This window comes from Sphingomonas sp. BGYR3 (assembly GCF_025153455.1).
Classification (GTDB): Bacteria; Pseudomonadota; Alphaproteobacteria; order Sphingomonadales; family Sphingomonadaceae; genus Sphingomonas.
Genome location: NZ_JANZNT010000001.1, coordinates 2,328,824 through 2,340,939 on the forward strand (window position 1 = coordinate 2,328,824; position 12,116 = coordinate 2,340,939).

At 64.1% G+C, this 12,116-nt stretch carries 15 protein-coding genes; 6 read left to right on the forward strand and 9 right to left on the reverse strand.

What is annotated here, in order from left to right; all coding sequences use genetic code 11:
* Positions 1–188: 188 nt before the first annotated feature.
* The gene (locus tag NYR55_RS11015) at positions 189–521 is read left to right on the forward strand and encodes a hypothetical protein (protein WP_260021351.1); all 333 of its coding nucleotides are present in this window, start codon (positions 189–191) and stop codon (positions 519–521) included.
* 9 nt (positions 522–530) lie between these two features.
* Here the strand turns inward: NYR55_RS11015 and NYR55_RS11020 are convergent, their stop codons facing one another.
* Positions 531–1,847: an MFS transporter gene (locus NYR55_RS11020; protein ID WP_260021352.1), complete on the reverse strand. Its 1,317-nt coding sequence runs from the start codon at positions 1,845–1,847 to the stop codon at positions 531–533.
* 144 nt (positions 1,848–1,991) lie between these two features.
* Here NYR55_RS11020 and pgsA point away from each other — a divergent pair, with 144 nt between their 5' ends.
* Genes pgsA through NYR55_RS11035 form a run of 3 tightly spaced genes read left to right on the forward strand, consistent with a single transcriptional unit; the run spans position 1,992 to position 3,243 of the window.
* Complete coding sequence (gene pgsA / locus NYR55_RS11025) at positions 1,992–2,537, forward strand: CDP-diacylglycerol--glycerol-3-phosphate 3-phosphatidyltransferase (protein WP_260021353.1); 546 nt, start codon at positions 1,992–1,994, stop codon at positions 2,535–2,537.
* Positions 2,538–2,542: 5 nt separating this feature from the next.
* The gene (gene moaD / locus NYR55_RS11030; RefSeq protein WP_260021354.1) at positions 2,543–2,806 is read left to right on the forward strand and encodes a molybdopterin converting factor subunit 1; all 264 of its coding nucleotides are present in this window, start codon (positions 2,543–2,545) and stop codon (positions 2,804–2,806) included.
* Positions 2,803–3,243 carry a molybdenum cofactor biosynthesis protein MoaE gene (locus NYR55_RS11035; protein WP_260021355.1) on the forward strand — a complete coding sequence of 147 codons (441 nt, stop codon included), beginning with the start codon at positions 2,803–2,805 and terminating at the stop codon, positions 3,241–3,243. Before moaD ends, NYR55_RS11035 begins: the two co-directional genes overlap by 4 nt.
* 107 nt (positions 3,244–3,350) lie before the next feature.
* Here NYR55_RS11035 and NYR55_RS11040 read toward each other — a convergent pair whose 3' ends face one another.
* The 5 genes from NYR55_RS11040 to NYR55_RS11060 all read right to left on the reverse strand — a co-directional run bounded on the left by NYR55_RS11040 (position 3,351) and on the right by NYR55_RS11060 (position 8,489).
* The gene (locus tag NYR55_RS11040) at positions 3,351–4,112 is read right to left on the reverse strand and encodes a fasciclin domain-containing protein (protein ID WP_260021356.1); all 762 of its coding nucleotides are present in this window, start codon (positions 4,110–4,112) and stop codon (positions 3,351–3,353) included.
* A 134-nt stretch (positions 4,113–4,246) separates the two neighbouring features.
* Entirely contained in the window at positions 4,247–5,152 is a 906-nt protein-coding gene (locus NYR55_RS11045) for a hydrogen peroxide-inducible genes activator (protein WP_260021357.1), read from the reverse strand.
* Positions 5,153–5,267: 115 nt separating this feature from the next.
* Positions 5,268–6,848, reverse strand: a complete 1,581-nt coding sequence (gene ahpF, locus NYR55_RS11050; protein WP_260021358.1) for an alkyl hydroperoxide reductase subunit F — start codon at positions 6,846–6,848, stop codon at positions 5,268–5,270.
* A 132-nt stretch (positions 6,849–6,980) separates the two neighbouring features.
* Positions 6,981–7,541 carry an alkyl hydroperoxide reductase subunit C gene (gene ahpC, locus NYR55_RS11055; RefSeq protein WP_260021359.1) on the reverse strand — a complete coding sequence of 187 codons (561 nt, stop codon included), beginning with the start codon at positions 7,539–7,541 and terminating at the stop codon, positions 6,981–6,983.
* A 186-nt stretch (positions 7,542–7,727) separates the two neighbouring features.
* Positions 7,728–8,489 carry a sulfite exporter TauE/SafE family protein gene (locus NYR55_RS11060; RefSeq protein WP_260021360.1) on the reverse strand — a complete coding sequence of 254 codons (762 nt, stop codon included), beginning with the start codon at positions 8,487–8,489 and terminating at the stop codon, positions 7,728–7,730.
* 185 nt (positions 8,490–8,674) lie between these two features.
* Between NYR55_RS11060 and epsC the strand changes: the two genes are divergently transcribed.
* Positions 8,675–9,367 (forward strand): serine O-acetyltransferase EpsC, encoded by a 693-nt coding sequence (epsC, locus tag NYR55_RS11065; protein WP_260021362.1) that lies wholly within the window; start codon positions 8,675–8,677, stop codon positions 9,365–9,367.
* On the forward strand, positions 9,367–9,714 hold the full coding sequence (locus NYR55_RS11070; protein WP_260021364.1) for a DUF2794 domain-containing protein: 348 nt from the start codon (positions 9,367–9,369) through the stop codon (positions 9,712–9,714). Before epsC ends, NYR55_RS11070 begins: the two co-directional genes overlap by 1 nt.
* Before the next feature lie 14 nt (positions 9,715–9,728).
* Here the strand turns inward: NYR55_RS11070 and NYR55_RS11075 are convergent, their stop codons facing one another.
* The 3 genes from NYR55_RS11075 to phoU all read right to left on the reverse strand — a co-directional run bounded on the left by NYR55_RS11075 (position 9,729) and on the right by phoU (position 12,096).
* The gene (locus NYR55_RS11075; RefSeq protein WP_260021366.1) at positions 9,729–10,622 is read right to left on the reverse strand and encodes an SDR family NAD(P)-dependent oxidoreductase; all 894 of its coding nucleotides are present in this window, start codon (positions 10,620–10,622) and stop codon (positions 9,729–9,731) included.
* An 81-nt stretch (positions 10,623–10,703) separates the two neighbouring features.
* Positions 10,704–11,396: a phosphate regulon transcriptional regulator PhoB gene (phoB, locus tag NYR55_RS11080; protein ID WP_260021367.1), complete on the reverse strand. Its 693-nt coding sequence runs from the start codon at positions 11,394–11,396 to the stop codon at positions 10,704–10,706.
* Positions 11,397–11,400: 4 nt separating this feature from the next.
* Positions 11,401–12,096 carry a phosphate signaling complex protein PhoU gene (gene phoU, locus NYR55_RS11085; RefSeq protein ID WP_260021368.1) on the reverse strand — a complete coding sequence of 232 codons (696 nt, stop codon included), beginning with the start codon at positions 12,094–12,096 and terminating at the stop codon, positions 11,401–11,403.
* Between the last annotated feature and the right edge of the window lie 20 nt (positions 12,097–12,116).

The window sequence follows — 12,116 nt, forward strand, 5'->3', positions numbered from 1 at the left end:
CGAGGCGGCACCTGCTGGCCGATGTAGCGTCAGGGATATGCCAGCCGCTGGCAGGCCGGGGAACGCGGGCTTGCTGGGTTCCCGACCACGACATCCGAACATACCGGAAGCGTTGCAGGGCAGAGGCGGCATCCGTCCTGCCCCGTTTCCCCCTCGGTACCAGGCCGGCCCGCCGGCTGGCGTTGCGGATGATGGACAGCATCGCATCAGGGCATCGGCGGCCTGAACTGACCCAAGGTCATGGCGCAGTGCGCTTGACGCCCGGCCCACCGAAGGTTCAGGTCAAGCGCCTGTCCCGTTCCCGGACGCGGGCGCGCGCTTTTGAATGGAGCGCAATGGTCAACGGCGCGTTAACATGTGCCATGAGCATTCACCGCATCGAGCCCGCCGCACCCAACGGTTTTCGTCGCCAGCTGAACCTGCCCAAGCCCAAGATCGCCAATCCCGATGACAGCGACATCAAACTGTTCGCGCTGAGCTTCACAGCGTTCTTCGTCTGCTTTTATACGCTGTTCCTGTAACGGACGGCGTCAGCAGGCGGCCGCATCTTCCATCTGGCAAACCCGGTGCAGGCGATAGGCCAGCCATGCCGAGATGAGGCACATGCCGGCCACGACCAGCAGCATATCTTCCGATGAGATGCCAAGCCCGGTCAGCCCCATGACGAACAGCGCGCCCACGGTCATTGCGCCGGCATTGACGACGTTGTTCGCCGCAACCGTGCGCGCCGTCTGATCCTTGGTCACGGTCGTGGTGAGAAAGGCATAGAGGGGTACGACGAACATCCCCCCGAACACGGCGATGGCCAGCAGCGTGCCCATGATCATCCATCCCTGACCCTGGGTTGCGAACTCGGCAACCGAATAGAGCGTCCCGGCGGGTGCGGGCACCCACATCCGCACCTCTACCGAGAAGATCACGATGATGGCTGCCATCACAATAACCGAGATCGGAGAATAGCGGGCCGACACGTGCCCCTTAAGCAGCGCGTTGATGATCACTGATCCAACCGCGACGCCAATCGAAAACACTGCGATGGTCAGGCTGGCCACCTGTTCATCGCTGGTCAGCACATTCTTCACCAGCGGCGTGAAAATGATGATCAGCACCGAGCCGATCGTCCAGAAAAAGCTGATCGCGCAGATGGCGAGGAACAGCCGGGGAATGTGCATCGTCGCCGAGATCAGCCGCCAGGATGCGGTGACAGGGTTATAGTTCAGTTTCAGCTTTGGCCCGACACGGGGGGCCGGCGGCACCATGCGACCGGTGAACCAGCCGATCAGCGCGACAATCAGGACAAGGCCGGCGGCCAGTTCGATATGCTTGGCAACAAAACCCGCGGTTACCGTGCCCATCAGGATCGACAGATAGGTCGCCGCCTCCACCAGGCCGGTGCCGCCCAGAACCTCATCATCCTCAAGATGCTGAGGCAGGATCGCGTATTTGATCGGCCCGAAAAAGGTCGAGTGAACGCCGAGGCCGAGGACGGCGGCCAGCATCATGACGATGCCTGCACTGTGATACCCGGCATTGGCGATCAGCATGCCCGCTCCACCGAACAGCATCAGCCCGATTTCGGCAGTTTTGACGATGCGGATGATCCGCGCCTTGTCGGTCGTGTCGGCCAGCTGACCGGCCAGTGCGGACAGCAGGAAAAAGGGCAGAATGCCAAAACCGGTCGCCAGCGCGTTGAATTGAAACTCCACCTCGGGATTGTTGAAAATCTGATAGGTGGCGAACAGCACCATCGCCGTCTTGAACAGATTGTCGTTATAGGCGCCGAGAAACTGCGTGACGAACAGCGGAAGGAAGCGGCGCTGGCGCAGCAGGCCAAAGGCATTGGTCATGGGCAGATGCGATCCAGCCGGGGTTAAGCAACAGGGGTGGGGCATAGCCCCGATTGCGGCGCACCATCAATCCCGGATCGCGGTTGTCGATCGCTTGCGCTGGGCCGTTGCCCTGTCGCCGGGCACGCCGTAGGGAAAGCACCCATGTTGACGCTGCCCAACATCCTGACGCTGTCCCGCATCCTGGGGGTGCCGTTGCTGGTGGCGCTGCTGTGGTGGCCGGGCTGGGAAGCGGGCTATGTCGCCGCGTTCCTGTTATACTGTGTGATCGGGGCGACGGATTATCTGGATGGATATCTGGCGCGGGCACAGGGCACGGTATCGAAACTGGGCATTTTCCTGGATCCGATCGCCGACAAGATCATGGTGGCCGCCGTGCTGCTGATGCTGTGTGCCAAGGGGGTCATCGACGGGGTGCACATCATCCCCGCGCTGATCATCCTGGTGCGCGAGATTACCGTTTCGGGCCTGCGCGAATTCCTGGGCGGGTTGCAGGTATCGGTGCCGGTTTCCAAACTGGCCAAGTGGAAAACGGCGCTGCAGCTGATCGCGCTGGGTGCGCTGATCCTCAGCGATATCGTGTGGCTGGCCGACTGGATCGGCCTGCCGACCCTGTGGATTGCGGCGTTGCTGACGCTGGTGACGGGGTGGGATTATCTGCGCGTCGGATTGACGCACATGGATAGCTGAACGGCATGACCCGCACGGTTACCCTGCTGTATTTCGCCTGGGTGCGCGAGGCGATCGGCAGCGGTGAGGAGGCGGTGACCCTGCCCGATGACATTGTCACCATCGAGGCGCTGGCGGCATGGCTTGCCGGGCACAGCGCAGGGCACCGCACCGCCTTTGCCGAGCCCACGCGACTGCGCGCGGCGATCGATCAGCAGTTCGTGCCGTTCGACGCGGCGATCGGTGCGGCGCGGGAAATCGCATTCTTTCCCCCGGTGACCGGCGGATGATCGAGGCGCGGATCGAGCAGACGCCCATCGACATAGCCGCGATGCTGAACCGCGCCGCGGCGCTGGACGGGGTTGGCGCCGTGGCAACGTTCACCGGGCTGGTCCGCGCCGATGATGGCGTGACCGAGCTGATGCTGGAGCATTATCCCGGCATGACCGAGCGGGCGTTGCATGGATTGTGCGTGGATGCCGCCGCCCGCTGGCGGCTGACCGGCGCGCTGCTGGTCCATCGTGTGGGCGCGATGCGCCCGGGCGATGCGGTGGTCATGGTGGTGACGGCTGCTCCGCACCGGGCCGACGCGCTTGCCGCCTGTGCGTTTCTGATCGACCGGTTGAAGACGGATGCCCCGTTCTGGAAACGGGAGACGCGCGGCGAAGACGTCCGCTGGGTGGCGGCACGGGACAGCGACCACGAAGCGGCGGACCGTTGGCGTTAAGGGCTGGCGCACAAAGCCGAGCAGACACCCCGTCCGGTTGGCACCAACCAGAAATAGCAACGGCCGACGCACGAGGCGCCGGCCGCAGCCATTCAGTTAAGGTCGGATCAGCGGGTTGCGCCGTCCTGAGCCGGGGCAGTGGCGTCCGCCGCCTCAGTCGACGGCTGAGCCGCCGGCGCCTGTGCCGCCTGCGCTTCCTGCTTGGGGATCAGCACGCCATTGACGACATGAACCACGCCATTGGCCTGCTTCACGTCATACTGGGTCACGTAGCTCTTGTTGCCGTTCGCATCCGTCAGGATGATGGCGTTGTTTTCGAGCGTCGCGGTCAGCGGCTGGCCGGCAACGGTGGTCAGCGTGACGCTCCCGTTATTGGCCTTCAACTGCTCGACCAGCTTGGCCGAATCCAGCTCACCGGCGACGACGTGATAGGTCAGCAGACCGGTCAGCGTTGCCTTATTCTCCGGCTTCAGCAGCGTGTCGACCGTGCCGGGGGCAAGACGGCCAAAGGCTTCGTTGGTTGGCGCGAACACCGTGAACGGGCCAGGGCCCTTCAGCGTATCGGCCAGCCCGGCGGCCTGCACCGCCGTTACCAGCGTGCTCAGCGTCGGCGTGGCGACGGCCGCATCGACGATCGTGCCGCCGGGCGCCGCAGCGTCCGCCGTGGCCGGAGCCGCGGGCTGAGCCGTCTGCGTCGTCGTGTCGGCCGGAGCCGTGGTCGTGGTGGCCGGATCGGCCGTGGTGGTGGGGGCAGGTGCCTCGGTCTGGGCAGGGGCCTGCGGTTCGGCCTGCTGCGCATTGGCAGCGGCGGCGGTCAGGGCAAAGGCGCTGACGGCGGCCAGCTTGGCGATGACAGAAAGACTACGCATGGAACTCTCCAAATCGGTTGTCCGAAATTCTGGGCGCATCGCTGCGCCGGATAACATTACGCTTGAGCATCCAATCGGGTTCCAAGTCACCATCGGACGATCATTTGGCGCAGTTCGGGGGACTCATTGCAGGATCAGCGTTGGGCGTCGCTCAAAACCTTGGCAAGCAACCGGAAATCGCGTTCACGCGGGCTCGCCTTTCTCCAGACCAATGCGACGTTCCGCACTGCTTTGTCGGTGAGCAGAGGGCGCGCGACAATGCGCGTATGCGTCAATATCCCGGCATCAATGGCCATTTCCGGCAGCATGGTGACGCCAAGGCCGTTGTCCACCATCTGAACGATCGTGTGGAGTGAGGTGCCGAGCATCGTCGCCTGGCCGCGCAATTCGGGATTGTTGCACGCCGATAAGGCGTGATCCTTCAGACAATGCCCGTCCTCCAGCAGCAGCAGCCGGGTCTCGTCAATGTCTTCGGAAACCACTGGCCCGGGCGGCGGCGCATGATCGTCGCCTGGATAGGCAACGAACAGACGGTCATCGAACAGCGGTTCGATTTCCACATCGCCGCACGCATAGGGCAGGGCGAGCAGCACGCAATCGGTGCGGCCATGATGCAGCCCTTCACAGGCAGCGGCGCTTGGCTCTTCGCGCAGATAGAGCTTGAGATCCGGGTAATCGGCGCGCAGCCGGGGCAGGATGCGCGGCAGCATGAATGGCGCGATGGTGGGAATGACGCTCATCCGCATTTCGCCCGACAGCGGCTGGCCGGCGGCGCGCGCCATGTCGGCCAGCTCGTCCGCCTCGCGCAGAACGACGCGCGCCTTTGCCACGATCCCTTCGCCGAGCGGCGTGAAGCGGACGACACGCCGCGTCCGTTCCACCAGCACCACGCCGATCAGCGTTTCAAGCTCGCGGATGCCGGCCGAAAGAGTGGATTGCGTGACGAAACAGCTTTCCGCGGCCCGCCCGAAATGGCCGGTATCGCGGAGGGCGACGAGATATTGCAGCTGTTTCAGTGTCGGCAGATAGGTCGCGGCCATTGATCGTCCCAACCGATGATTTTGGACGATATAAGTGAGCAAGGCGATAATTAAACCCCTTCCCGGCCCGGCCAGGAAGGGGTTTTCAAAATCGTTGCGGATCCGTCGTTTCGGATCAGGCTGCCTGAGCCTCTATGACTTCGGCGGGCAGGCGGATCAGATAGTCGAACGCGGCCAGACCCGCGGTCGATCCGGCACCGACCGCAACCACGATCTGCTTGTACGGCACGGTGGTGCAATCGCCCGCCGCAAAGATGCCCGGCTGGCTCGTTGCGCCATGCGCGTCGATCTCGATCTCGCCGCGCGGGGTCAGTGCGACGGTGTCCTTCAGCCATTCGGTGTTGGGCACCAGGCCGATCTGGACGAAAATCCCTTCCAGCTCGATATCGTGCTCCTCGCCCGAATTGCGATCCTTGTACGTCAGGCCCGTGACCTTGTCGGTACCATTGACGCGGGTCGTCATCGCCGAGGTGATGACCTTGACGTTCGACAGGCTGCCCAGCTTGCGCTGAAGCACCGCGTCGGCGCGCAGCTGGCTGTCATATTCGATCAGCGTGACGTGAGCGACGATGCCGGCCAGGTCGATTGCCGCTTCCACGCCGGAATTGCCGCCGCCAATCACTGCCACGCGCTTGCCCTTGAACAGCGGGCCGTCGCAATGCGGGCAATAGGCCACGCCCTTGTTCTTGAACTCTTCTTCGCCGGGTACGCCCATCTGGCGCCAGCGCGCGCCGGTGGACAGGATCACCGTCTTTGCCCGCAGGCGCCCGCCATTGGCCAGCACAACCTCGTGCAGGCCGCCTTCGTGCGTGGCGGGGATCAGCTTGTCCGCGCGCTGAAGGTTCATCACGTCCACGTCGTTTTCGCGGACCTGTGCCTCCATCTGCGCGGCGAGCTTCGGCCCTTCGGTATAGGACACCGAGATGAAGTTCTCGATCCCCATGGTGTCGAGCACCTGGCCGCCGAACCGTTCGGCAGCAACGCCGACCCGCAGGCCCTTGCGCGCGGTATAGATGGCCGAAGCAGCGCCCGCCGGGCCGCCGCCGACGATCAGCACGTCAAACGCATCCTTGGCATTCAGCTTTTCCGCGGCCTTTGCCTCTGCGCCGGTGTCGAGCTTGGCAACGATCTGCTCCAGCTCCATCCGGCCCGAGCCGAACTGCTGCCCGTTCAGGAACACCATCGGCACCGCCAGCACCTGACGCGCATCCACCTCTTCCTTGAACAGCGCACCGTCGATGGCGACGTGGCTGATCCGGGGGTTGAGCACCGCCATCAGGTTGAGCGCCTGCACCACATCCGGGCAATTCTGACAGGACAGCGAGAAATAGGTTTCGAAGTGAAGCTCGCCCTCCAGGCCCTTCACCGCCTCGATCACGTCCTGCGCCGCCTTTGACGGATGGCCGCCGACCTGAAGCAGCGCCAGCACCAGCGAGGTGAACTCATGCCCCATCGGGATGCCGGCAAAGCGGACGCCGATGTCGGTGCCGACGCGCCGGATCATGAAGCTGGGCTTGCGCTTGTCGTCATCCTTGCGGACGACGGAGATCTTGCCGGACAGGCCGGCGATTTCGTTCAGCAGCCCTTCCAGCTCAAGCGATTTGGCATCCTCGCCAAGGCTGGCGACGAGTTCGATCGGTTCGCGGATATGGACCAGATAGCCTTCGAGCTGCTGCTTCAGATGCGCGTCGAGCATGAAACACTCCTGTTGATCAAAAAACGAACGGCCCGGAGCGAAGGGAGGGGAGGATCGCTCCGGGCCGCGTTACGCCCGCCAGGGGAGGGGGGAGATGGCGGGCGCTATTCAGACGTGGCCCTGGATGCGGCCTTAGATCTTGCCGACCAGGTCCAGCGACGGAGCCAGGGTCTTTTCACCCTCTTCCCACTTGGCCGGGCAGACTTCGCCGGGGTGCGCCGCAACATACTGCGCCGCCTTGATCTTGCGCAGCAGTTCCTGCGCATTGCGGCCGACGCCTTCGCTGGTGATTTCAACGAGCTGGATCACGCCTTCCGGATCGACGACGAAGGTGCCGCGATCGGCAAGGCCGCTGTCGCGCAGCACGTCGAAATTCTTGGCCAGCACATGGTTCTGATCGCCCAGCATGTAATAGGTGATCTTGCTGATCGCCGGCGAGGTTTCATGCCATGCCTTGTGGCTGAAATGCGTGTCGGTGGACACCGAATACACCTCGACGCCCATCTTCTGCAGCGTCGGATAGACGTCCGCCAGATCTTCCAGCTCGGTCGGGCAGACGAAGGTGAAGTCGGCCGGATAGAAGAAGAAAACAGCCCACTTGCCGCGCACATCGGCGTCGGTCACGTCGACGAACTTGCCTTCCTTGAACGCGGTGGCGGTGAACGGCTTCAGCTGGCTGCCAATAAGGGCCATGGAAATCCTCCTGTTGATGAACGGGTGTTGCATTGCGGCATATAGGTATTGTGCAGTGCCGTTCAAACCGGAATGCTCGTTCCCCCTGATCGCCTGTGTCGATCAAAGCGGCAGCCCACAATCGAGCGACTTCATGTCATTGCCGTACCGACTTTGCCGTTTCCGAATGTCGGACGGCGCGGGGGGTCAGGTCAGCGCGCGATAGATGCTGTAGGCGCTGGTCAGGGTCAGGACGGTGCCGACCAGGCCCAGCAGCAGGCGCGGCTGGATCCGTTTGACCAGCAGTGCACCAAAGGGTGCAGCGATAACGCCGCCGATCAGCAGGCCGATGGTTGCCTGGGTAAACGCCTCGAACCCCAGATGGGCGATGAACGTGATCGACACCGCCGTGGTCAGGAAGAACTCGGCGCTGTTGACGGTGCCGATGGTCGTGCGCGGATTGCTGCCCTGAATCAGCAGGTTCGAGGTGACGACCGGCCCCCAGCCGCCGCCGCCCGCCGCATCAAGGAAACCGCCGATCAGGCCCAGCGGGGCGATCAGCTTGGGCTCTTTCGACTTGGGCGGGATGCCAAAGGCGCGGAAGATCAGGTAAATTCCGATCACCGAGAGATAGGCCATGACGAACGGCCGGGCGCCTTCCCCCATTTCAGCCAACAAATACGCGCCGATAACCCCGCCAATGACGCCGGGAATGACCAGCCGGGCAAACAGTTTCCAGTCGATGTTGCGGTGGAAGAAATGGCTGATGCCCGAGGCGGCCGTCGTGAACATTTCGACCAGATGCACGCCGGCAGAGGCGCGCGCGGGGGCCACGCCCATCACGCTGACCATCAGCGTCGATGAAATGACGCCGAACGCCATGCCCAGTGCGCCATCGATGATCTGCGCTGCAAAACCGATCGCGATGAACGGCAGCACCCCAGCAAGATCGAACCCGAAAATCTCCACGCGCGGACCTTATGCTGCCCCAGACATTGCCACGCACAATGACGGCTTTTTCATATTCGACAAGATTGATCGGGTTTCCATCGGCAAGGCTGAACTATCCCCCCTGCCGGTGCTGCATCGCCGTCCCACTGGAAATCGCGGGGTTTTCCCCCTAAATAGCCGGCTTGCAACAAGGGGACGGGCCGATGATCCGGCGCCTGGGACGATATCTGGATTCGATCAAGGCGCGCGATCCGGCTCCGCGGTCGCGGGCGGAGATCCTGCTGTACCCCGGCGTCTGGGCGCTGGGGTTCCACCGGATTGCGCATCGCCTGTTCCGGATGCGCCTGTTCTTCCTGGCCCGCGCGGTCAATCACGTGTCCCGGTTCCTGACCGCGATCGATATTCATCCCGGCGCGACGATCGGCCATCACTTCTTCATCGACCATGGCTTTACCGTGATCGGCGAAACAGCGGTGATCGGCGACAATGTCACCATCTATCAGTGCGTGACGCTGGGCGGGACCAGCCCGGACAATGGCATTGCCGGCAAACGGCATCCGACGTTGCTGGACGGTGCGATCATCGGTTCCGGTGCGCAGGTGCTGGGGCCGATCACGGTCGGGCGCGGTGCGCGCATCGGGGCCAATGCCGTGGTGACCAAGGATGTGCCGGACGGGGCGACGATGGTTGGCATTCCCGCCAAGCCCGTGCTGATGGACGCATCCAGTTACCAGTCGGGGCAGGGGTTCATGCCCTATGGCACGCCGTGCCGCGAGATGTTCGATCCCCAGACGCAGAAGCTGGAAATCCTGCGCTGCGAGCTTGAGGCGATGCGTCGGCGCGTGGACGAACTGATGGCCGAACGCGATGCCGTGGAGCGCCGCGACCGCGCCTGATGGGAACCGTCACGCCGTTTCCCGCCCCGGGCGGGCCGCGCCCCGGACAGGTGGGCTTTGACCGGGCGGAACTGGGCCGGATCCTCGACCTGTATGGCCGGATGGTCGCTGCGGGCCACTGGCGCGATTATGCCATCCGGCTGGAACGGGACGTGGCGATGTTCGCCGCGTTTCGCCGGACGGCGGAAAACCCTGAATTGCGGATCGAAAAGCGTCCGGCGCTGCGCAACCGGCAGGGGATGTGGGCGCTGATCGGGGAACAGGGCGTGGTGCTGAAGCGCGGGCACGAACTGGCGCTGGTCCTGGCCCCGGTCGAACGCCGCCTGATGAAGCTGGTCGAGAATTAGGCGGGTCGGCGGCTTCAGCCGAGCTGGCTGAAGATCAGCCCGGCCTGCTCCCCGCCCGACTGGGGCACAATCTCGCCCGTCCGGTCGGTGATCGTCGCCCAATGTTCTGCCACGCCCTCTGGCGACAGGGCATCGCCGGTCAGGTGGACGCCGCGGGTCAGCGTGACATAGCTGGCCTGGAATACGCCCGCGCCCGCCCCGACGATCGCGTTGGTCGGCGCATCCTCGCTGACCAGATAGAGCGCGGCCGGCACCACGGCCTCTGGCGCAAAGGCGTGAAAGGCGGCTTCGGGAAAAATGTCCTCTGTCATCCGCGTGCCGGCAACGGGGGCCAGCGTGTTGACGCGGACATTGTATTTCGCGCCCTCCAGATACAGCGTCTTGGTCAGCCCCGCGAGGCCCAGCTTGGCCGCGCCGTAATTGGCCTGGCCGAAATTGCCGAACAGGCCGGTCGAGCTGGCGGTCATCAGGATGCGGCCATATCCCTGATCGCGCATCCGGTCCCACACCGCCTTGGTCGCGTTGGCCGACCCGATCAGGTGGACGCGCACGACGAACTCGAAATCTTCCGGGCTCATCTTGGCAAAGCTGCGGTCGCGCAGCACGCCGGCATTGTTGATCAGGATGTGGACGCCGCCCCATCGTTCGGCGGCGCGGGCGACCATCGCCTCCATCTGGGCAAAATCGGTGACGTTGCCGCCATCGGCCATCGCCTCGCCGCCCAGCGCCTCGATCTCCGCCACCACGCGATCGGCGGCATCGGATCGTCCGGTGCCGTCGCGTGCGCCGCCCAGATCGTTGACCACGACCCGCGCCCCGCGACGGGCTAGTTCCAGCGCATAGGCGCGGCCAAGCCCGCCGCCAGCGCCAGTGACGATCGCCACGCGCCCATCGAACCGGATCGCCATTTAATCCACTCCCGAATAACCTGGGACGGACTGGTGCAGGCTCAACCGGCCAGCGTCAACGGTTGCAGGTCGGCGCTGCGATCAGTTCCCCGAATCCAGCGCATAGCCGGCGGAGCGGACCGTGCGGATGATGTCCGGCCGGTCGCCCTGATTGATCGCCTTGCGCAGGCGGCGGATATGGACGTCGACGGTGCGGCTTTCGATGTCGCTGTCATGGCCCCAGACCGCATCGAGCAGCCGTTCGCGGCTGAACACCCAGCCGGGATGTTCCAGGAAATGCTTGAGCAGGCGAAACTCGGTGGGACCCAGCGGCACCACTTCGCCGCCGCGGCGCACCTTGTGGCCGACCGTATCCATTTCGATGTCGGCATAGACCAGCTGTTCCCCGGCCAGCGCCGGGCGCACGCGGCGCAGCACCGCGCCGACCCGCGCGACCAGTTCCCGCGGGGAAAAGGGCTTGGTGACGTAATCGTCCGCCCCGGTTTCCAGGCCGCGCACCCGATCCTCTTCTTCGCCGCGCGCGGTCAGCATGATGATCGGGACATTGGCCGTCTCGCTCATCCGGCGCAGGCGGCGGCACACCTCGATCCCCGACAGCCCCTCGACCATCCAGTCGAGCAGCACAATGTCGGGCGATGCCTCCTTGGCCAGCAACAGCGCCTCTTCGCCGTCCGGCGTATGCTTGACCTCGAAATCCTCGCGCTTGAAATGATAGATGAGCAGCTCGGCCAGTGCCGGATCATCCTCGACCAGCAGCATCGTTGCGCGTGACATGGGTTCAGCTCCCGATGACGGGAACAGGTTCGCCCTGATCCCGGTCGCTCATGTGGTGGCCGGTCGCAGTGTAATAGACCATTTCCGCGACATTGGTCGCGTGGTCGCCCACCCGCTCCAGATTCTTGGCAATGAACAGCAGATGCGCCGCCTGACCGATGGTCGACGGGTTTTCGACCATGAAGGTGACCAGGGTGCGAAAGATGGAATTGTAGAAATCATCGACCGCATTGTCGCGTTCGCACACCCGGACCGCCGTTTCGGGATCGCGCGCGGCAAAGGCGTCGAGCACGTCATGCAGCATGTCGGTCGCCATGGTCGCCATGGCGGGCAGCAGAGACAGCGGCGCCATGTCGCCGCCGTCCTTGATGACGGCCACGCGCTTGGCAATGTTCTTGGCATAATCGCCGACGCGTTCCAGGACGCTGGCGATCTTGAGCGCGCTGACCACTTCGCGCAGGTCGTCCGCCATCGGCGCACGCAGGGCGATCAACCGGACGGCCAGCCGCTCGATCTCGAATTCCAGCGCGTCGATCGCCTTGTCGCCCTCGATGATCTCGGCCGCCGCTTTGAGGTCGTGCCGCTTCAGCGCGGTCATCGCCGCCTCGATCGCGCTTTCGGCCATCCCGCCCATCTGCGCGATCAGGCCGCGCAGCTCGCCGATGTCCTCATCGAATGCCTTGACCGTATGTTCGCTCATGCCGCCTGAAACTCCCGAAC